This is a genomic window from Pseudomonas sp. NIBRBAC000502773 (assembly GCF_006517195.1).
GTDB classification, from domain to species: Bacteria; Pseudomonadota; Gammaproteobacteria; order Pseudomonadales; family Pseudomonadaceae; genus Aquipseudomonas; species Aquipseudomonas marginalis.
Genome location: NZ_CP041189.1, coordinates 2967934 through 2988301, shown reverse-complemented (window position 1 = coordinate 2988301; position 20368 = coordinate 2967934). Strand labels below are relative to the sequence as shown.

18 protein-coding genes are annotated in these 20368 nt (G+C 59.7%); 16 read left to right on the top strand and 2 right to left on the bottom strand.

Going from position 1 to position 20368, the window contains the following annotated elements:
* Nucleotides 1-68 precede the first annotated feature (68 nt).
* The 9 genes from argA to NIBR502773_RS13870 all read left to right on the top strand — a co-directional run bounded on the left by argA (nt 69) and on the right by NIBR502773_RS13870 (nt 9129).
* Nucleotides 69-1370, top strand: a complete 1302-nt coding sequence (gene argA, locus NIBR502773_RS13915) for an amino-acid N-acetyltransferase (protein WP_027608393.1) — start codon at nt 69-71, stop codon at nt 1368-1370.
* A 595-nt stretch (nt 1371-1965) separates the two neighbouring features.
* Nucleotides 1966-3336, top strand: a complete 1371-nt coding sequence (locus NIBR502773_RS13905) for an OprD family porin (protein WP_027608394.1) — start codon at nt 1966-1968, stop codon at nt 3334-3336.
* A 272-nt stretch (nt 3337-3608) separates the two neighbouring features.
* On the top strand, nt 3609-4247 hold the full coding sequence (locus NIBR502773_RS13900) for a peroxiredoxin (protein WP_027608395.1): 639 nt from the start codon (nt 3609-3611) through the stop codon (nt 4245-4247).
* A gap of 201 nt (nt 4248-4448) precedes the next feature.
* A complete protein-coding gene (gene ssuE, locus NIBR502773_RS13895; RefSeq protein WP_053127859.1) occupies nt 4449-5042 on the top strand; it encodes an NADPH-dependent FMN reductase in 594 nt (197 codons plus the stop codon).
* 99 nt (nt 5043-5141) lie between these two features.
* On the top strand, nt 5142-6110 hold the full coding sequence (locus NIBR502773_RS13890) for a sulfonate ABC transporter substrate-binding protein (protein ID WP_053127861.1): 969 nt from the start codon (nt 5142-5144) through the stop codon (nt 6108-6110).
* A gap of 25 nt (nt 6111-6135) precedes the next feature.
* Nucleotides 6136-7284: an FMNH2-dependent alkanesulfonate monooxygenase gene (ssuD, locus tag NIBR502773_RS13885; protein ID WP_027608398.1), complete on the top strand. Its 1149-nt coding sequence runs from the start codon at nt 6136-6138 to the stop codon at nt 7282-7284.
* A gap of 9 nt (nt 7285-7293) precedes the next feature.
* Nucleotides 7294-8082 (top strand): aliphatic sulfonate ABC transporter permease SsuC, encoded by a 789-nt coding sequence (ssuC, locus tag NIBR502773_RS13880; RefSeq protein ID WP_027608399.1) that lies wholly within the window; start codon nt 7294-7296, stop codon nt 8080-8082.
* The gene (gene ssuB, locus NIBR502773_RS13875; RefSeq protein WP_027608400.1) at nt 8079-8885 is read left to right on the top strand and encodes an aliphatic sulfonates ABC transporter ATP-binding protein; all 807 of its coding nucleotides are present in this window, start codon (nt 8079-8081) and stop codon (nt 8883-8885) included. Before ssuC ends, ssuB begins: the two co-directional genes overlap by 4 nt.
* A gap of 28 nt (nt 8886-8913) precedes the next feature.
* Nucleotides 8914-9129 (top strand): molybdopterin-binding protein, encoded by a 216-nt coding sequence (locus NIBR502773_RS13870; RefSeq protein WP_003176783.1) that lies wholly within the window; start codon nt 8914-8916, stop codon nt 9127-9129.
* Nucleotides 9130-9197: 68 nt separating this feature from the next.
* On the opposite strand, the gene NIBR502773_RS13865 is transcribed toward NIBR502773_RS13870, so the two are convergent.
* Together NIBR502773_RS13865 and NIBR502773_RS13860 are read right to left on the bottom strand one after the other, a co-directional pair.
* Entirely contained in the window at nt 9198-9827 is a 630-nt protein-coding gene (locus tag NIBR502773_RS13865; RefSeq protein WP_141156258.1) for a TetR/AcrR family transcriptional regulator, read from the bottom strand.
* A gap of 213 nt (nt 9828-10040) precedes the next feature.
* On the bottom strand, nt 10041-11417 hold the full coding sequence (locus tag NIBR502773_RS13860; RefSeq protein ID WP_003213894.1) for a glutamine synthetase family protein: 1377 nt from the start codon (nt 11415-11417) through the stop codon (nt 10041-10043).
* Between the two features lie 597 nt (nt 11418-12014).
* On the opposite strand from NIBR502773_RS13860, the gene NIBR502773_RS13850 reads away from it, so the two are divergent.
* The 7 genes from NIBR502773_RS13850 (at nt 12015) to NIBR502773_RS13820 (ending at nt 20328) form a co-directional block, all read left to right on the top strand.
* Nucleotides 12015-13373, top strand: a complete 1359-nt coding sequence (locus NIBR502773_RS13850; RefSeq protein WP_003176780.1) for a glutamine synthetase family protein — start codon at nt 12015-12017, stop codon at nt 13371-13373.
* Between the two features lie 58 nt (nt 13374-13431).
* Nucleotides 13432-14796, top strand: coding sequence for an aspartate aminotransferase family protein (locus NIBR502773_RS13845; protein ID WP_141156257.1), 1365 nt, complete (start codon nt 13432-13434; stop codon nt 14794-14796).
* Nucleotides 14797-14977: 181 nt separating this feature from the next.
* Complete coding sequence (locus NIBR502773_RS13840) at nt 14978-16072, top strand: polyamine ABC transporter substrate-binding protein (protein ID WP_141157843.1); 1095 nt, start codon at nt 14978-14980, stop codon at nt 16070-16072.
* A gap of 154 nt (nt 16073-16226) precedes the next feature.
* The gene (locus NIBR502773_RS13835) at nt 16227-17321 is read left to right on the top strand and encodes a polyamine ABC transporter substrate-binding protein (RefSeq protein ID WP_027608404.1); all 1095 of its coding nucleotides are present in this window, start codon (nt 16227-16229) and stop codon (nt 17319-17321) included.
* A 66-nt stretch (nt 17322-17387) separates the two neighbouring features.
* Complete coding sequence (locus tag NIBR502773_RS13830) at nt 17388-18530, top strand: ABC transporter ATP-binding protein (RefSeq protein ID WP_027608405.1); 1143 nt, start codon at nt 17388-17390, stop codon at nt 18528-18530.
* Nucleotides 18527-19447, top strand: a complete 921-nt coding sequence (locus NIBR502773_RS13825; protein WP_027608406.1) for an ABC transporter permease subunit — start codon at nt 18527-18529, stop codon at nt 19445-19447. Before NIBR502773_RS13830 ends, NIBR502773_RS13825 begins: the two co-directional genes overlap by 4 nt.
* Nucleotides 19444-20328, top strand: a complete 885-nt coding sequence (locus NIBR502773_RS13820; protein ID WP_015886412.1) for an ABC transporter permease subunit — start codon at nt 19444-19446, stop codon at nt 20326-20328. Before NIBR502773_RS13825 ends, NIBR502773_RS13820 begins: the two co-directional genes overlap by 4 nt.
* Nucleotides 20329-20368: the final 40 nt, after the last annotated feature.

Sequence of the window (20368 nt, the reverse complement as noted above, 5' to 3'; positions counted from 1 at the left end):
CATCAGCCCGCTGTGCGTTTTCACGACTCATCCTTTTTTGGCTGCTTTTTATTACAGGCCCAGGTTCCATGCCCGACTACGTTAATTGGCTTCGTCACGCTTCGCCCTACATCAACGCCCACCGCGACTGCACCTTTGTGGTCATGTTGCCCGGCGACGGCGTGGATCATCCGAACTTCGGCAATATCGTCCACGACCTGGTGCTGCTCCACAGCCTGGGCGTGCGTCTGGTGCTGGTGCATGGTTCGCGCCCACAGATCGAAGCGCGCCTTGAAGCGCGCGGCCTGGTCCCGACTTACCATGAAGGCATGCGCATCACCGATGCCGCGACGCTGGAGTGTGTGATCGACGCGGTCGGCCACCTGCGTATCGCCATCGAAGCGCGCCTGTCGATGGACATGGCCTCGTCGCCGATGCAGGGCTCGCGCCTGCGGGTGGCCAGCGGCAACCTGGTGACGGCGCGGCCTATCGGCGTGCTTGAAGGCGTGGATTACCACCACACCGGCGAAGTGCGTCGGGTCGACCGCAAGGGCATCAATCGCCTGCTGGATGAGCGCTCCATTGTGCTGCTGTCGCCCCTGGGCTATTCGCCGACGGGGGAGATCTTCAACCTGGCCTGCGAAGACGTCGCCACCCGCGCCGCCATCGACTTGGGGGCGGACAAGCTGCTGCTGTTCGGCGCTGATCTCGGCCTGATCGATGAAAATGGCCGCCTGGTCCGCGAATTGCGCCCGCAACAAGTACCGGCACACCTGCAGCGCCTGGGCAGCAGCAACTACCAGTCCGAATTGCTTGATGCAGCGGCCGAGGCTTGCCGGGGCGGGGTAGGGCGCAGCCACATCGTCAGCTACGCCGAAGACGGCGCCTTGCTCACCGAACTGTTCACCCGCGATGGCGGCGGCACGCTGGTGGCCCAGGAGCAATTCGAACGGGTGCGCGAGGCGGCGATTGAAGACGTCGGCGGCTTGCTCGACCTGATCAGCCCCCTGGAAGAACAGGGCATCCTGGTGCGCCGTTCGCGGGAAGTGCTCGAGCGTGAAATCGAACAGTTCAGCGTGGTGGAGCGCGAAGGCATGATCATCGCCTGTGCGGCGTTGTATCAGATCGCCGATTCGGACGCGGGTGAGCTGGCATGCCTGGCGGTGAACCCGGAGTACCGCCACGGCGGGCGGGGTGATGAGCTGCTGGAGCGTATCGAAACCCGTGCCCGGGCCCAGGGGTTGAAGACGCTGTTCGTGCTTACCACGCGGACTGCCCACTGGTTCCGTGAGCGCGGCTTTGTGCCGAGCAGCGTGGATCGCCTGCCATCGGCACGGGCCTCGCTGTACAACTACCAGCGTAACTCGAAGATTTTCGAAAAGGCCTTGTAGAACCCTACCCCAAGTCACCGGGCAGGCTCGTGCAAGAGCCTGCCGTCACGCACGACTAAAGTTTAAGCATTCTTGATCTGACGCCGATAACAGGTGGGCGGCTATGGATAGAGTGTGGAAGCTCGCTAATACCTGAATCGTCGAATGGGCGGCTTGGACAGCAAAAGAAACGATTAGTGACACAAAAACTGTAACAAATTGACGGGAGGATGTGCCTTTGGCCATGATGGCGTCGCCTTTTTGATCGTGGGTGACGTATGCAACAGCGCGGCCACACTAATCGATCTAAAAAAGCGCTAATAAATACCCTTTAGGAATTAGCTTATGTGGCGGGTGGTCTATGCTGGCCTGTCCGCGTCACGGAAAGTCTTATTCCTGAATCGTATGAAAAAGAATGAAATAATTCTTTTTGGGTGTATGAAAAACTCATTACCCTGCAGGGACCAAATCAACGGTGGTTAGACGAAGGTAGTAGACACACAAGGTTACGATTGACTTGTCAGTCACTATCCGGTGCTAATCGCGCATCTGTGGATCGAGGGCGTCAGACCCGAGACCAAAGAAATACAAAAATTAGAAACGAGAGGAGCGGTACATGAAGAAGTCCACCTTGGCACTGTCTGTAGCTTTGGGCGTAATCGCTCAGCAAGCAGGCGCTGCCGGTTTCATCGATGACAGTAAAGTAACACTGGGTCTGCGTAACTTTTACATCAACACCGACAACCGTGACTCGGCCGCCGGCACGGCAGCCAACAAGCGCGCTGGTGTTCAGAGCAAGCAAGAAGAATGGGGCCAAGGCTTTGACCTGCGCTTCATCTCCGGTTACACCCAAGGCACTGTAGGCTTCGGTCTTGACGCTATTGGCCTGCTGGGCGTTCGTCTGGATTCCGGCGGCGGCACCAACGGCGCTACTGCCTCGTCCTACGGCGGCACTGTGTTCCCGAGCAAGTCCAATGGCGAAGCTGTTGATAACTACTCGAGCCTGGGCCTGACTGCCAAAGCCAAGATCTCCCAGACCGAACTGAAGCTGGGTACCCTTCAGCCTAAGCTGCCGGTTATCGTAACCAACGACGGTCGTCTGCTGCCGCAGACTTTCCAAGGTGGCCAGATCACTACCAACGACATCAAAGACCTGACGCTGGTTGCCGGTCAGATTGAAAAAGCCAAGGGTCGTAACTCCAGCAACGTCGACAACCTGTCGATCTCGGGTGCCAACTCCCGTGGCGCCAACTGGCGTGACAGCAACAAGTTCTACTACGCCGGTGGTGACTACAAGATCACCAAGGACCTGACTGCCCAGTACTACTACGGCAACCTGGAAGACTTCTACAAGCAGCACTTCCTGGGTCTGACCCACAACTGGGCCATCGGTCCAGGCGTATTGAAGTCTGACCTGCGTTATTTCCACAGCACCGATGACGGTAAGAACGGCAACGAATCGGCTTACTTCTCCTCGGGCAACTACAGCGGCGTCAACTCTGGTCGCGGCAAGGTGGATAACAACCTGTACAGCGGCCTGTTCCTGTACACCTTGGGCGGCCACACCTTCGGTGGTGGTTACCAGGTCAGCAACGGTAGCAGCGACTTCCCTTGGTTGAACCAGGGCGACGGTTCGTCGGCTTACCTGACCACTGACATGCAGATCGCTAAGTTCGCCCGTGCCGGCGAACGTACCTGGCAAGCTCGCTACGCTTATGACTTCGCCAAGGTTGGCGTGCCTGGCTTGACCGCTGGTGTTGTGTACCTCAAGGGTACTGACATCGACACCGTCAACAGTAGCCGTGCCGAGTTCACCGGCCAGTCCGAGTGGGAACGCGATATCACTGTTGCCTACGTAGTGCCAGAAGGCCCGTTCAAAAACGTCGGCGTCGCCTGGAAAAATGCTATGTGGCGCAACGATGTCGCTGCCGCACGCGATCAAGACGAAAACCGCGTAATCGTCAGCTACACCTACGCGTTTAAGTAACTGCCTAAAACCTTGCCCGGCGCACGCCGGGCAAGGTGTCTTGCTTTTCAAGTCGGGCTAAACCCCCGCAAGCCCTTCCTGAACCCCTCTTTGTACAGCGTCTCAAGGCCTTCTCGAACCTTGGAAACGATGTTGCGCCTCGCCCTTTCCCGCGTCCAATGAACAGATTTTTAATATTCCTTTATCGTCTAGATAAATCGATATTTATTCTTTTTAAATAATCCGTAATCCATGCACAGTGGGCTCCATAAGCACTCACCAGGAGCCACACCATGAGCCTAAGACTGGGCGATATCGCCCCCGACTTCGAACAGGATTCCAGCGCCGGCAAGATTCGTTTCCACGAATGGCTGGGCGACAGCTGGGGTGTGTTGTTTTCCCACCCGGCGGACTTCACCCCGGTGTGCACCACGGAGCTGGGCTTCACCGCCAAGCTCAAGGACGAGTTCGCCAAGCGCGGCGTCAAGGCCATCGCCCTGTCGGTGGACCCGGTGGATTCGCACCACAAGTGGATCGAAGACATCAACGAAACCCAGGCCACCGTCGTCAACTTCCCGATCCTGGCTGACGCCGACCGCAAGGTTTCGGACCTCTACGACCTGATCCACCCGAATGCCAGTGACACCCTCACCGTGCGTTCCTTGTTCGTGATCGACCCGAACAAGAAGATCCGCCTGACCATCACCTACCCGGCCAGCACCGGCCGTAACTTCCACGAAATCCTGCGGGTCATCGACTCGCTGCAACTGACCGACAACTACAAAGTCGCCACCCCCGCCAACTGGCAGGACGGTGATGAAGTGGTGATCGTGCCGTCGCTCAAGGATGAGGAAGAAATCAAGAAGCGCTTTCCGAAGGGTTATCGGGCGGTGAAGCCGTATTTGCGGCTTACTCCACAGCCCAATCGTTGAAACTGAATCACAGCAGGGGTTTTCAGGCCGTTTCTACGGCCTTTTTTTTCGCCTGGCGACCTACAAACCTCATATGCATTTAAAGAATAAACAAATGAAAAAATAAGATTTATAGATATATGAATCTGCTGATAAGGTCTGTTCCATCTTGGCGCCATCGCCACACAGCGAACCGCCGGCACTTGCTCAAGGAATTCCTGCATGTTGGTCGTAACACTTGGAGGCAGTCCCAGCCAGCGTTCCCGCTCCGGGGTCTTGCTGGAAAAAACCCGTCAGTGGTTGCAAGACAAAGGCGTCGAAGTGGTGAGTTACCAGATACGGGACTTCCCGGCTGAAGACTTGCTGCATGCACGCTTCGACAGCCCCAAGGTCATCGACCTGCTGCAACAGGTGGCTAACGCGGATGGCCTGGTGATCGCCACGCCGGTGTACAAGGCGTCGTTCTCCGGTGCGTTGAAAACCGTGCTCGACCTGCTCCCCGAGCGCGCCCTGGCCCACAAGGTTGTGTTGCCGATGGCGACCGGCGGCAGCATCGCTCACATGCTGGCGGTGGATTACGCCTTGAAGCCGGTATTGTCGGCCCTCAAAGCCCAGGAGCTGCTCCACGGCATCTTTGCCGAAGACAGCCAGATCGCCTACGGCGAAGGCAGTGTCCAGGCGCAACTGGTGCCGGTCCTCGAACACCGTTTGCACGAGGCCCTGGAGACGCTTTATGGCGCCATGGCCCGTCGCCCGAAACCGTTGGACCCGCATGTGTTGAATGAACGTTTGTTGAGTGCTCGCTGGAGCATTTAAGTCAGCCTCACCGCTATATAGATGTACTCACCTTACTCAGCCGCCAACGGCCAAGCAGGTGCAGCCAACCCCCTCATCGCACTATTTGGAGAGAGCGCCATGCGCACTGTCATCTTGCGTCGTGGTCTGGTCGCACTGTTTGCTGCGGCTGTGTCCTTCGGCGCCATTGTTCAGGCTCAAGCCGCCGAGACCCTGCGGATCGGTTACCAGAAATACGGCACCCTGGTGCTGCTCAAGGCCAAGGGCACCCTGGAAAAACGCCTGGCGGCCCAAGGCGTCAACGTCCAATGGACCGAGTTTCCCGGCGGTCCGCAACTGCTCGAAGGCCTGAACGTGGGTTCCATCGACTTCGGTGTCACCGGCGAAACCCCGCCGGTCTTCGCCCAGGCTGCTGGTGCCGACCTGCTCTACGTGGCCTACGAGCCGCCAGCGCCAACCAGTGAAGCGATCCTGGTGCCGAAAGACTCGACGATCAAATCGGTGGCCGAGCTCAAGGGCAAGAAAGTCGTGCTCAACAAAGGCTCCAACGTGCACTACCTGCTGGTGCGTGCCCTGGAAGACGCCGGCCTGAAATACACCGACGTGCAGACCGTGTTCCTGCCGCCCGCCGATGCCCGTGCCGCCTTCGAGCGTGGCAGCGTGGATGCGTGGGTGATCTGGGACCCGTACCAGGCCGCCGCCGAGAAACAACTGCAAGCGCGCACCCTGCGTGACGGCACCGGCATCGCCGACAACCACCAGTTCTACCTGGCCACCAAGCCGTACGCCGAAAAGCATCCGGAAGTGGTTAAGGCGCTGATCGAAGAAGTGCGCGCGGTGGGCGAGTGGTCCAAGGCCAACCCCCAGGAAGTGACCGAACAAGTCGCGCCGCTGCTGGGCCTGCCGGCAGATATCACCCTGACCTCGGTAAAACGCCAGGGCTACGGCGCGCTGTTCCTGACCCCGGAAGTGGTGGCGGCCCAGCAGAAAATCGCCGACAGCTTCTATCAACTCAAATTGATCCCCAAGCCCTTGAGCATCAAGGACGTGATCTGGACGCCACCGGCTGCCGTGGCTAAAGCGCCGTAATCCGATTTCTTCAGGAGACAACTCCATGAGCCTCACTATTTTCTGGTTCCTGCCCACCCACGGCGACGGCCATTACCTTGGCACCGCCGAAGGCGCTCGCGCCGTCGACCACGGTTATCTGCAGCAAGTGGCCCAGGCCGCTGACCGCCTGGGATTCGGCGGGGTGCTGATCCCCACCGGTCGCTCCTGCGAAGACTCGTGGCTGGTGGCCGCCTCGCTGATCCCGGTGACCCAGCGTTTGAAATTCCTTGTCGCGCTGCGCCCCGGGATCATTTCCCCGACGGTGGCGGCGCGCCAGGCCGCGACCCTGGATCGCCTGTCCGGCGGCCGTGCGTTGTTCAACCTGGTGACCGGTGGTGACCCGGAAGAGCTGGCCGGCGATGGCTTGTTCCTCAGTCACGAAGAGCGCTACCAGGCTTCGGTGGAGTTCACCCGCATCTGGCGCCGCGTGCTGGAAGGCGAAACCGTGGATTACGACGGCGAGCACATCAGCGTCAAAGGCGCCAAGTTGCTCTACCCGCCGATCCAGCAACCGCGCCCGCCGCTGTACTTCGGCGGATCCTCCGAAGCGGCCCAGGACCTCGCCGCCGAACAGGTGGAGATGGTGCTGACCTGGGGCGAGCCACCGGCCGCCGTCGCCGAGAAGATCGAGCAGGTGCGGGCCAAGGCGGCGAAACTCGGGCGCACCGTGCGCTTCGGCATTCGTCTGCATGTGATCGTGCGCGAAACCAACGAGGAGGCCTGGAAAGCCGCCGACAAACTGATCTCCCATCTGGACGACGACACCATCGCCCGTGCCCAGGCTTCCCTGGCGCGCTTCGATTCTGTCGGCCAGCAGCGCATGGCGGCCTTGCATGGCGGCAACCGCGACAACCTGGAAGTCAGCCCCAACCTGTGGGCCGGCGTCGGCCTGGTGCGTGGCGGTGCGGGCACCGCGCTGGTGGGCGATGGCCCGACGGTTGCGGAGCGGGTCAAGGAGTACGCAGCGCTGGGCATCGACACCTTTATCTTCTCCGGTTATCCACACCTGGAAGAATCGTATCGGGTCGCCGAACTGCTGTTCCCGCACCTGGATATCGAACGTCCCGAGCTGCCGAAAAGCGCCGGTTACGTAAGCCCGTTCGGCGAAATGGTCGCCAACGACATCCTTCCCAAAGCTGCGTCACAGAGCTGAGGCGGCGCCATGAACCTGGAAAAATTGAGCCATCGCGTGGCGCCCTGGGTGCTGCCGATTCTATTGCTGGCGGTGTGGCAGTTGTCGGTGTCGGCGGGTTGGTTGTCGACACGCATCCTGCCGGCGCCCAGCGCGGTGATTGAGGCTGGGGTCAACCTGGTGCGCAGCGGCGAAATCTGGACGCACCTGGCTATCAGTGGCTGGCGTGCCGGCCTGGGCTTTGTGATCGGTGGCAGCATCGGCCTGGCGCTGGGGTTTATCACCGGCCTGTCGACGTGGGGCGAACGCCTGCTGGACAGCTCGGTGCAGATGATCCGCAACGTGCCGCACCTGGCGCTGATTCCGCTGGTGATCCTGTGGTTCGGCATCGACGAGACCGCGAAGATTTTCCTCGTGGCCCTCGGCACGCTGTTTCCGATCTACCTGAACACCTACCACGGCATCCGCAACGTCGACCCGGCGCTGGTGGAAATGTCGCGCAGCTACGGTTTGTCCGGTTTCAGCCTGTTCTGGCAAGTGATCCTGCCGGGTGCACTGCCGTCGATCCTGGTGGGCGTGCGCTTTGCCCTGGGCTTTATGTGGCTGACGCTGATCGTGGCGGAAACCATCTCTGCCAGCTCCGGCATTGGTTACCTGGCGATGAACGCCCGCGAATTCCTGCAAACCGACGTGGTGGTGTTGGCCATCGTGATGTACGCCATCCTCGGCAAGCTGGCCGACCTGGCCGCTCGCGGTCTGGAGCGTGTATGGCTGCGCTGGCACCCGGCTTACCAAGTGAATAAAGGAGGTGCGGCATGACGGCTCAACAACCTCCGCGCCTGCTGAAGGGGATTCCCCTGGCGGTGCGCAAATTGCGCAAGGCCTTCGGCGCACGGGAAGTACTCAAGGAAATCGATCTGCACATTCCAGCGGGCCAGTTCGTGGCCGTGGTCGGTCGCAGTGGCTGCGGTAAAAGTACCTTGCTGCGCCTGTTGGCCGGCCTCGATAAAGCCAGCGGCGGCGAGCTGCTGGCCGGTTCGGCGCCGCTGAGCGAGGCGATTGAAGACACGCGCTTGATGTTCCAGGAAGCGCGCCTGCTGCCGTGGAAAAAAATCATCGACAACGTCGGTTTGGGCCTCAAAGGCAACTGGCGCCCTAAAGCCTTGGAAGCCCTGGAAGCGGTCGGCCTGGCCGAGCGTGCCAATGAGTGGCCGGCGGCCTTGTCCGGTGGCCAGAAGCAGCGTGTGGCCCTGGCCCGCGCCTTGATTCACCAGCCACGCCTGCTGCTGCTAGACGAACCGCTGGGCGCCCTGGACGCCCTGACCCGTATCGAGATGCAGCAACTGATCGAAAACCTCTGGCAAAAACACGGCTTCACCGTGTTGCTGGTAACTCATGATGTCAGCGAAGCCGTGGCCATTGCCGACCGGGTGATCCTGATCGAAGACGGTGAAATTGGCCTCGACCTGATCGTCGATCTGCCGCGCCCACGGGCCCGAGGCTCACATCGCCTGGCTGCACTGGAAGCACAAGTACTTAACCGCGTGCTGTCGTTGCCCGGCACACCGCCGGAACCCGAACCTGTTTCACCGCTGCCTACGCAATTGCGTTGGGCTCAATAACTCACTTGTCCTACGAAGGAAGTACACCATGACTATTAAAGCCATCAACGTGCGTAACCAGTTCAAAGGCACCATCAAGGAAATCGTCGTCGGCGACGTGCTGTCGGAAATCGACGTGCAGACCGCGTCCGGTATTGTCACTTCCGTGATTACCACCCGCTCGGTCAAAGAGCTGGAGCTGGTGATTGGCAGTGAAGTGATTGCCTTTGTGAAGTCGACTGAGGTGTCGATCGCCAAGTTGTGATTTGCGTCGCTCTTGAGGCCGTCATCGGGGGCTTGCCCCCGATGAGGCCAGTCCGGCCAGCACAAAACTCAGCGCTTGGGTAGGTAAGCCGGCAAATACAGCCCCACATACGCATCAAACACCCGCATCCCTTCCTCCGCCATACGCGGCGTAATCAGCCCATGCTGATGCACCGAACGCGCATACACGCGATCACTCAATTCCAACGCCAGCGCAAACACATCCACATCGGTTGGCAAGCTCGGCACTTCAAAATGGCGGTCGAACACTTCCAGCATCAAATCCCCCAGCTCCAGATCATGCTGGCGGTCCGCCTGGGTCACTTCGGTCAGCCCGTGCTGGGCCAGGATCAACTGGCGCGCGGCGGCGTCGTTGCTGTAGATGGTCAGCATGCGCTGTTCGACGATGTAGGACAGGTCGCGCCAATGCTTGAGTGAATCATGCTCGATGGGGGCCTGGATGGCGCAGCGGAAGGCTGCATGTATATCGGCGGTCAGTGCCTCCAGCAGCGCCGGCACACTGGCGAAAAAGTGATACACCGACGACGGCGGGATCTGCGCGCGCTCGGCCACGCTGTAGATCGACAAACTCGCCACGCCTTCGGCGGCCAGCAAGGTGCGGGCGGCATCGAGAATCGCGTCGATCCGTGCCTGGCTGCGGGCGCGGGGTTTGCGAGGGGCGGCGGGGTGGGTGGGCATGGAAGTCTCCTACAAGGCAGCGGGCATTGTACGCAGAGCCTGAGGATGATCCATACCGCTTGTTGTGGTGAGCGGGCTTGCCCCGCGCTGGGCTGCGAAGCGGCCCCCATAAAAAACGCCGAGTTCCTTCAGAAAGAACTCGGCGCCTGTGTTGGGGGCTGCTACGCAGCCCAGCGCGGGGCAAGCCCGCACCACAGTCAATGCAGCCGTCGTTTAGACGGTATGCAGGTACCAGTTGTACTCAAGGTCGGAGATGGAGTGTTCGAACTCTTCCAGCTCACTTTCCTTACAGGCGACGAAGATATCGATGTATTTAGGATCGATGTACTTGGCCATCACCTCGCTGTCGTCCAACTCGCGCAGGGCATCGCGCAGGTTGTTCGGCAGGCTCTGTTCGTTCTGCTCGTAGCTGTTGCCTTCCACGGGGGCGCCCGGCTCGATCTTGTTGGTCAGACCGTGGTGCACGCCTGCCAGGACCGAAGCCATCAGCAGGTAAGGGTTGGCGTCGGCACCGGCCACACGGTGTTCGATACGTACGGCGTCGGACGAGCCGGTCGGTACGCGAATCGCCACGGTGCGGTTGTCCAGGCCCCAGCACGGCGAGTTCGGCACGTAGAACTGTGCGCCGAAACGACGGTAGGAGTTGACGTTAGGGCACAGGAACGCCATTTGGGCGGGTAGGGTCTCGAGCACACCGCCGATCGCGTGACGCAATGCGGCGTTCTGCTCGGGATCCTCGCTGGCAAAGATGTTCTTGCCGTCCTTGTCCAGGATCGAGATGTGTACGTGCAAACCGTTGCCTGCCTGGCCTGGGTAAGGCTTGGCCATGAAGGTGGTATCCATCTCATGGTCGTAGGCGATGTTCTTGATCAGGCGCTTGAGCAGCACTGCGTAGTCGCAGGCCTTGATCGGGTCGGCCACGTGGTGCAGGTTCACTTCGAACTGCGCCGGGGCACTTTCCTTGACGATGGCGTCGGCCGGGATGCCTTGCTCTTTGGCACCTTCCAGGATGTCCTGGAGGCAATCGACGTATTCGTCGAGGTCGTCGATCAGGTAGACCTGTGTCGAGTGCGGGCGTTTGCCGGAGATCGGCGAGCGGGGCGGTTGTGGGCGGCCGTTCACGTTCTCCTGGTCGATCAGGTAGAACTCAAGCTCGAAGGCGGCGCAGATGGTCAGACCAAGGTCGTCAAACTTGCTTACAACTTGGCGGAGCACTTCGCGCGGATCGGCGAAGAAAGGTTCACCTTCAAGTTCGTGCATGGTCATCAGCAGTTGCGCGGTAGGGCGCTTTTGCCAGGGTTCATTGCACAGGGTGTCAGGGATCGGATAACAGATTCGGTCAGCATCACCGATGTCCAGGCCCAGGCCGGTGCTTTCCACCGTCGAGCCATTGATATCCAGGGCAAATAAAGAGGCAGGCAGGTTAATGCCCTTCTCGTAAACCTTGTGGAGGCTGGTGCGTTCGATGCGCTTACCGCGCACCACACCATTCATATCCGCAATTAGAAGGTCTACGTACAGAACCTCAGGATGATCCTTAAGGAACGCGTTCGCTTCGTTAAGCTGAACGGCACGCGGGGGTACCGACATGATGCAACACCTTTGTTGTTAAAAATATCAATCATTGATCTTTTCTGGTTTCAGTCAACCCGAACGGCATGCCGAAGTCAAGCGAGGCCTTTTTTGCCCTAAAAAAGCGCCGTGACCGCACTTTTGGGGCTTTTTGGGGCGGTTTTTTCGGTTTGACCGGCTTGGGACTCGCAGGCTTGAGCGGGCCGTGTTGTATTTTTTACGGGGGTGTTGTGTAAAAAAATGAACAAGGCTAAGCTCGATTCAAACCCATAACAGCAATAATACCGGGGTGCTTCATGTCTCGCCTGCCGCCAATCGGCGTCTCAGCCTGCTTCAGCCAGGCTTTGTCCGCAGTCCGTTCGTCCCGCGTGAATGCCCACGCACCGGCCAATATTCTTGACGGCCCATCCGCTCTCTTTTTTGCCTCCTCGACTGCCACTGACCGGCTGCCATCCGCGCGGCCGCTCATGATTCTGCACGACTTTGGCTTGAGGAATGCAACGCTGCAGCAAATGGCAGGTAAGCTCCTACCCTGAACGAAAAAACGACGCGGATGCTGCGTCAACCAACGCCTGGCCTTTAATGGATGCCAGGAAACCCAGCCCAGAGGCATTTATGAGTAACAACCTCGACCAGCTCACCGATTGGTTGAAAGACCACAAGATCACAGAAGTCGAATGCATGATTGGCGACCTGACCGGTATCACCCGGGGCAAGATCTCGCCGACCAACAAGTTCATCGCCGAAAAAGGCATGCGCCTGCCCGAGAGCGTTCTGTTGCAGACCGTGACCGGCGACTATGTCGAAGACGACATCTATTACGAATTGCTCGACCCGGCAGACATCGACATGATCTGCCGCCCCGACCAGAACGCGGTGTTCCTGGTGCCTTGGGCCATCGAGCCGACCGCCCAGGTGATCCACGACACCTACGACAAGCAAGGCAACCCGATCGAGCTGTCGCCGCGCAACGTGCTCAAGAAAGTCCTCAAGCTCTACGCCGACAAAGGCTGGCAGCCCATCGTGGCGCCGGAGATGGAGTTCTACCTGACCAAGCGCTGCGAAGACCCGGACTTCCCGCTGCAACCGCCGATCGGTCGGTCCGGGCGCCCGGAGACCGGCCGCCAATCCTTCTCTATAGAAGCCGCCAACGAATTCGACCCGCTGTTTGAAGACGTCTACGACTGGTGCGAGCTGCAGGAGCTGGACCTCGACACCCTGATCCATGAAGACGGCACGGCGCAGATGGAAATCAACTTCCGTCACGGCGATGCCCTGTCCCTGGCGGACCAGATCCTGGTGTTCAAGCGCACCATGCGTGAAGCCGCGCTCAAGCACGACGTGGCGGCCACCTTCATGGCCAAGCCGATGACCGGCGAGCCCGGCAGCGCCATGCACCTGCACCAGAGCATCATCGACATCGCCACCGGCAAGAACGTCTTCTCCAATGAAGACGGGACCATGAGCCAACTGTTCCTCAACCACATTGGCGGCCTGCAGAAGTTCATCCCTGAATTGCTGCCGCTGTTTGCCCCCAACGTGAACTCGTTCCGCCGCTTCCTGCCCGACACCTCGGCGCCGGTGAACGTGGAGTGGGGCGAAGAAAACCGCACCGTCGGCCTGCGCGTGCCGGATGCCGGCCCGCAGAACCGTCGCGTCGAAAACCGCCTGCCGGGCGCCGACGCCAACCCGTACCTGGCGATTGCCGCCAGCCTGCTGTGTGGCTACATCGGCATGGTCGAAGGCCATAACCCGAGCGCCCCGGTGGTGGGGCGTGGTTACGAGCGCCGCAACCTGCGCCTGCCGTTGACCATCGAAGACGCCCTGGAACGCATGGAAAACAGCAAGACCATCGAGAAATACCTGGGTCAGAAATTCATCACAGGCTACGTCGCGGTCAAGCGGGCCGAGCATGAAAACTTCAAGCGCGTGATCAGTTCGTGGGAGCGGGAATTCCTGCTCTTCGCCGTCTGATGCGCCGGGCGCACGGGGCAACCCGTGCGCCCTTCACTGAAAAGTCTAGGAGATTGGTATGTCCAGCAACAACCCGCAAACCCGTGAATGGCAAGCCTTGAGCAGTGATCACCACCTGGCGCCGTTCAGCGACTTCAAGCAATTGAAAGAGAAAGGCCCACGGATCATCACCAAAGCCCACGGCGTGTACCTGTGGGACAGCGAAGGCAACAAGATCCTCGACGGCATGGCCGGCCTGTGGTGCGTGGCGATCGGTTACGGTCGCGATGAACTGGCCGACGCCGCCGCCAGGCAGATGAAAGAACTGCCGTACTACAACCTGTTCTTCCAGACCGCTCACCCGCCGGTGCTGGAGCTGGCCAAGGCGATTTCCGACATCGCGCCTGCCGGCATGAACCACGTGTTCTTCACCGGCTCCGGCTCCGAAGGCAACGACACTATGTTGCGCATGGTCCGCCACTATTGGGCGATCAAGGGCCAGCCGAACAAGAAAACCATCATCAGCCGCAAGAATGGCTACCACGGCTCCACCGTGGCTGGCGCCAGCCTGGGCGGCATGACCTATATGCATGAACAGGGCGACTTGCCGATCCCGGGCATCGTCCATATCGCCCAGCCGTACTGGTTCGGCGAAGGCGGCGACATGAGCCCCGAAGAGTTCGGGGTCTGGGCCGCCAACCAACTGGAAGAGAAGATCCTCGAGCTGGGCGTGGACAACGTCGGTGCCTTTATTGCCGAGCCGATCCAGGGCGCCGGTGGCGTGATCGTGCCGCCGGACAGCTACTGGCCGCGCATCAAGGAAATCCTCGCCAAGTACGACATCCTGTTTGTGGCCGACGAAGTGATTTGCGGTTTCGGCCGTACCGGTGAGTGGTTCGGTAGCGATTTCTACGACCTCAAGCCCCACATGATGACCATCGCCAAGGGCCTGACCTCGGGCTACATCCCCATGGGCGGCCTGATCGTGCGCGACGACGTGGTGGCCGTGCTCAACGAAGGCGGTGATTTCAACCACGGTTTCACCTACTCCGGTCACCCGGTGGCTGCGGCCGTGGCCCTGGAAAACATCCGCATCATGCGCGATGAAACAATCGTTAACCGCGTTCACGACGAAACGGCACCGTATTTGCAGAAACGTCTGCGGGAGCTGGCGGATCACCCGTTGGTGGGTGAAGTGCGCGGTGTCGGCATGCTTGGTGCAATTGAGCTGGTTCAGGACAAGGCGACGCGCAAGCGTTACGAGGGCCGGGGTGTCGGCATGATCTGCCGAACCTTCTGCTTCGAGAATGGCCTGATCATGCGCGCCGTGGGCGACACCATGATCATTTCGCCGCCTCTGGTGATCAGCAAGGCTGAAATCGACGAGCTGGTGACCAAGGCTCGTCAGTGCCTGGACCTGACTTTGGCGGCATTGCAGGGCTAAGTGCTAGGCTCAGTGCGCAGCGCACCGGGCAGTTATAAATGCAGGGGCTTTGGTTGAAAGCCGGCCCCTGAACTTGCCAGACTGTCGCCCTGTTTTGCTGCCCTCTGGAAGGGTCGCTGAACATAAAAGAACGTGGCCCAAAAAAGAAAAATTGGAGCATCACCAAATGAAGGCATTAGGTTTGAAGAACGCTGGCAAGACCCTCCTCGCCTTGTCCCTGATGGGCGCAATGGCGGGCGCGGTCCAGGCCGACGATAAAGTGCTGCACGTCTACAACTGGTCCGACTACATTGCACCGGACACCATCGCCAACTTTGAAAAAGAGTCGGGCATTAAAGTGGTGTACGACGTTTTTGACAGCAACGAGACACTCGAAGCCAAGTTGCTGGCAGGCAAGTCCGGCTACGACATCGTCGTACCGTCGAACAACTTCCTCGCCAAGCAGATCAAGGCCGGTGTCTACCAGGAGCTGGACAAGTCCAAGCTGCCCAACTACGGCAACCTGAACACCTCCCTGCTTAAAGCCGTGTCGGTCAGCGACCCGGACAACAAGCACGCTTTCCCGTACATGTGGGGTTCGATCGGCATCGGCTACAACACGGACAAGGTCAAGGCCGCGCTGGGCGTGGACAAGATCGATTCGTGGGACGTGCTGCTCAAGCCTGAAAACATCGCCAAGCTCAAAAGCTGCGGCGTGAGCTTCCTCGACTCGCCGACCGAAATGCTGCCGGTCGCGCTGCATTACCTGGGCCTGCCAACCGACAGCCAGAAGAAGGCCGACCTCAAGCAAGCCGAAGACCTGTTCCTGAAAATCCGCCCTTCGATTGGCTACTTCCACTCGTCCAAGTACATCTCCGACCTGGCCAACGGCAACATCTGCGTAGCCGTGGGTTACTCGGGTGACATCCAGCAGGCCAAGTCCCGTGCGGCTGAAGCCGGTGGCAAGGTCAAGGTGGCCTACGACATTCCGAAAGAAGGTGCCGGTAGCTTCTTCGACATGGTCGCTATCCCTAAAGATGCCGAAAACGTCGACGCCGCCTATAAGTTCATGAACTACCTGCTCAAGCCGGAAGTCATGGCTTCGATCACCAACAGCGTGCGTTTCCCGAACGGTAACGAGAAGGCCACCGCACTGGTCGACAAAGACATCACCAGCGACCCGGGCATCTACCCGCCAGCGGATGTGCAAGCCAAGCTCTACGCCATTGCGGACTTGCCGGCTGCCACCCAGCGTGAAATGACACGCAGCTGGACCAAGATCAAATCCGGTAAATAAACCGGCCTTCATTAACCACCGCGCAGCTCGCGGTGGTTAATGAAACAAATAAATGACAGAAAGTTTTGCCGGATCGGTTTATCGAGGGTAAGTTGCGCGCCGGTTTTGTTGCCGGGCAACAACTTTGGGCCCAACTATTTAAGAGGACCTCCACTTGCCAATTTCTTTGTTTCGCCAAGCCTTGCTGGTAGGTGCAGGTCTCACGCTGGCTGTCAGCGTGCAGGCCGCACCGACCGTGCATATTTATAACTGGTCGGATTACATCGGTCCCGACACCCTGGCCAACTTCGAAAAGGCCACCGGCATCAAGCCCGTGTATGACGTGTTTGATTCCAACGAAACCCTGGAAGGCAAGTTACTGGCCGGGCGTACCGGCTATGACGTGGTAGTGCCGTCCAACCACTTCCTTGGCAAGCAGATCAAGGCCGGGGCGTTCCAGAAACTCGATAAGTCGCTGCTGACTCATTACGCCAACCTGGACCCTGTGCTGCTCAAGCGCCTGGAGAAGAACGACCCGGGCAACCAGTACGCCGTGCCCTACCTGTGGGGTACCAACGGCATCGGTTACAACGTCGACAAAGTGAAGGAAGTGCTGGGTGTCGACAAGATCGACTCCTGGGCCGTGCTGTTCGAACCGGAAAACATGAAGAAGCTGGCCACCTGCGGTGTGTCGTTCATGGACTCGGCGGATGAGATGCTGCCGGCGGTGCTCAACTACATGGGCCTGGACCCTAACAGCACCAACCCTGAAGACTACAAGAAGGCCGAGGAAAAGCTGCTCAAAGTGCGGCCCTACGTGACCTACTTCCATTCTTCCAAATACATCTCGGACCTGGCCAACGGCAACATCTGCGTGGCCGCCGGGTTCTCCGGCGATGTGTTCCAGGCCAAGGCTCGCGCAAGCGAAGCGGGCAAAGGCGTGAACATCGCCTACGCAATTCCGAAGGAAGGCGGCAACCTGTGGTTTGACGTGCTGGCGATCCCCAAGGACGCCACCAACATCAAGGAAGCCCACGCCTTCATCAACTATTTACTGCAATCTGAGGTGATCGCCCAGGTCAGTGACACCGTCGGTTACGCCAACCCTAACCCAGGGGCGGACAAACTGATGGAGCAATCGATACGCACCGACGAAGCGGTTTACCCACCGCAGGCGGTTCTCGACCGGACATTCGTCAACTTCGAGCTACCCCCGAAAGTGCAACGTTTAATGACCCGTAGCTGGACCAAGGTCAAGACGGGCAAGTAAGGCTCAAACTATCCAAGGTTCGCCCGCCTCGGGCGAACTGCACTCTTTTTTTTGGGAGTTTCGTAAATGGCAGTTGCCTCCGGCGCCTATAAGAAAGCCCTCGAGGGCGACCAGACACCGAAAAAGGTGCTGGTCAAAATCGACCGGGTCACGAAGAAGTTCGACGAGACGATTGCCGTGGACGATGTGTCCCTGGAAATCAAGAAAGGCGAGATCTTCGCCTTGCTCGGCGGTTCGGGTTCGGGCAAGTCCACCCTGCTGCGCATGCTCGCAGGCTTCGAGCGCCCGACAGAAGGTCGGATTTACCTCGACGGCGTGGATATCACCGATATGCCGCCCTACGAGCGGCCGATCAACATGATGTTCCAGTCCTACGCCTTGTTCCCCCACATGACCGTGGCGCAGAACATCGCGTTCGGCCTGCAACAGGACAAGATCCCCAAGGCCGAAGTCGATGCCCGCGTGGCTGAAATGCTCAAGCTGGTCCAGATGAGCCAGTACGCCAAGCGCAAGCCGCACCAGTTGTCCGGTGGCCAGCGTCAGCGGGTGGCGTTGGCCCGCTCACTGGCCAAGCGCCCGAAACTGCTGCTGCTCGATGAGCCTATGGGCGCCCTCGACAAGAAGCTGCGCTCGCAGATGCAACTGGAACTGGTGGAGATCATCGAGCGCGTCGGCGTGACCTGCGTGATGGTGACGCACGACCAGGAAGAGGCCATGACCATGGCCGAGCGCATCGCGATCATGCACCTGGGCTGGATCGCCCAGATCGGCAGCCCGATCGACATCTACGAGACGCCGACCAGCCGCCTGGTGTGCGAATTCATCGGTAACGTCAACATCTTCGACACCCAGGTGGTGGATGACGCCGAAGGTCACGCGGTGCTCAAGTGCCCGGACCTGGACCGCGACATCTACGTAGGCTACGGCATCGCCACCTCGGTGGAAGACAAGTCGGTGACCTATGCCATCCGCCCGGAAAAACTGTTGGTCACCACCGAAATGCCGACCTGCGAGCACAACTGGTCCAGCGGCAAGGTGCACGACATCGCTTACCTGGGCGGCCACTCGGTGTTCTACGTCGAGCTGCCCAGCGGCAAGCTGGTGCAGTCCTTCGTCGCCAACGCCGAACGCCGTGGCCAGCGCCCAACCTGGGGTGACCAGGTCTACGTGTGGTGGGAAGACGATAGCGGCGTGGTACTGCGCACATGAACATGAAGAAGCTCAAGCGGCGCTTGCACCGCATCGTCCCCAGCGGCAAGCAGGTGGTCATCGGGATTCCGTTCCTGTGGCTGTTCCTGTTTTTCGCCCTGCCGTTTTTCATCGTCCTGAAAATCAGCTTCGCCGAAGCCGACGTGGCGATCCCGCCGTACACCGAGATCTACACCTACGTCGAGCAGAAGCTGCAGGTGGTGCTGAACCTGGCCAACTACAGTCTGCTGGCAGGTGATGAGCTGTACATCGCGGCGTACCTGGGCTCGCTGAAGATGGCGTTCTTCAGCACGCTGCTGTGCCTGCTGATCGGCTACCCGATGGCCTATGCCATTGCCACCGCGCGCAAAGAGATGCAGACCGTGCTGGTGCTGCTGATCATGATGCCGACCTGGACCGCGATCCTGATCCGCGTGTATGCGTGGATGGGCATCCTCAGCAACAACGGCCTGCTCAATGGCTTCCTGATGTCCATGGGGTTGATCAACGAACCGCTGCAGATCCTCAACACCAACATCGCGGTGTATATCGGCGTGGTCTATTCGTACCTGCCGTTCATGATCCTGCCGCTGTACGCCAACCTGGTGAAGCATGACCAGAGCCTGCTGGAAGCCGCATCGGACCTGGGTTCGAGCACCTTCAACAGCTTCTGGAAAATCACCGTGCCGCTGTCCAAGAACGGCATCATCGCCGGCTGCATGCTGGTGTTTATCCCGGTGGTGGGCGAGTTCGTGATCCCGGAACTGCTCGGCGGCCCGGAAACCCTGATGATCGGTAAAGTGTTGTGGCAAGAATTCTTCAACAACCGTGACTGGCCGGTGGCGTCTGCCCTGGCGGTGGTGATGCTGGCGATCCTGATCGTGCCCATCATTCTGTTTAACCGCAGCCAAGCCAAAGAGATGGAGGGCAAGATATGAAGCGCGTCAGTTTCTCAAGCTTCATGCTGGTGGCGGGGTTGTTGTTCATCTACCTGCCGATGCTGATCCTGGTGATCTACTCGTTCAACGAATCCAAGCTGGTGACGGTGTGGGGCGGTTGGTCGATCAAGTGGTACGTGGGCCTGTTGGACAACACCCAGTTGATGGGCTCGGTGGCACGTTCCCTGGAAATCGCCTGCTACACGGCGGTGGCCGCCGTGGCGTTGGGTACGTTGGCGGCGTTTGTGCTGACGCGCATCAGCCAGTTCAAGGGCCGCACGCTGTTCGGCGGCCTGGTGACCGCGCCGTTGGTGATGCCGGAAGTGATCACCGGTCTGTCGCTGCTGCTGCTGTTCGTGGCCATGGCGCAGATGATCGGCTGGCCCCAGGAGCGTGGCATCGTCACCATCTGGATCGCCCACACCACGTTCTGTGCCGCCTATGTGGCGGTGGTGGTATCGGCGCGCCTGCGTGAGCTGGACCTGTCGATCGAAGAAGCGGCGATGGACCTGGGGGCGCGGCCGTGGAAGGTGTTCTTCCTGATCACCATCCCGATGATCGCGCCATCGTTGGCGGCGGGCGGCATGATGTCGTTCGCACTGTCCCTGGATGACCTGGTACTGGCCAGCTTCGTGTCGGGGCCGGGTTCGACGACGTTGCCGATGGAAGTGTTCTCGGCCGTGCGCCTTGGGGTTAAACCCGAGATCAACGCCGTGGCCAGCCTGATTCTGCTGGCGGTGTCGCTGGTGACCTTCCTGGTGTGGTTCTTCAGCCGGCGTGCCGAAGAGATGCGCAAGAAAGCGATCCAGCAGGCGATTGAAGAAGCCGCCGCCGATGGCTGGCAGCAGCCGGACAAGCGTCGGGCTCCAGCGCCGGTCTAAAGGCCTGCAGGGTCCAAATGTGGGAGGGGGCTTGCTCCCG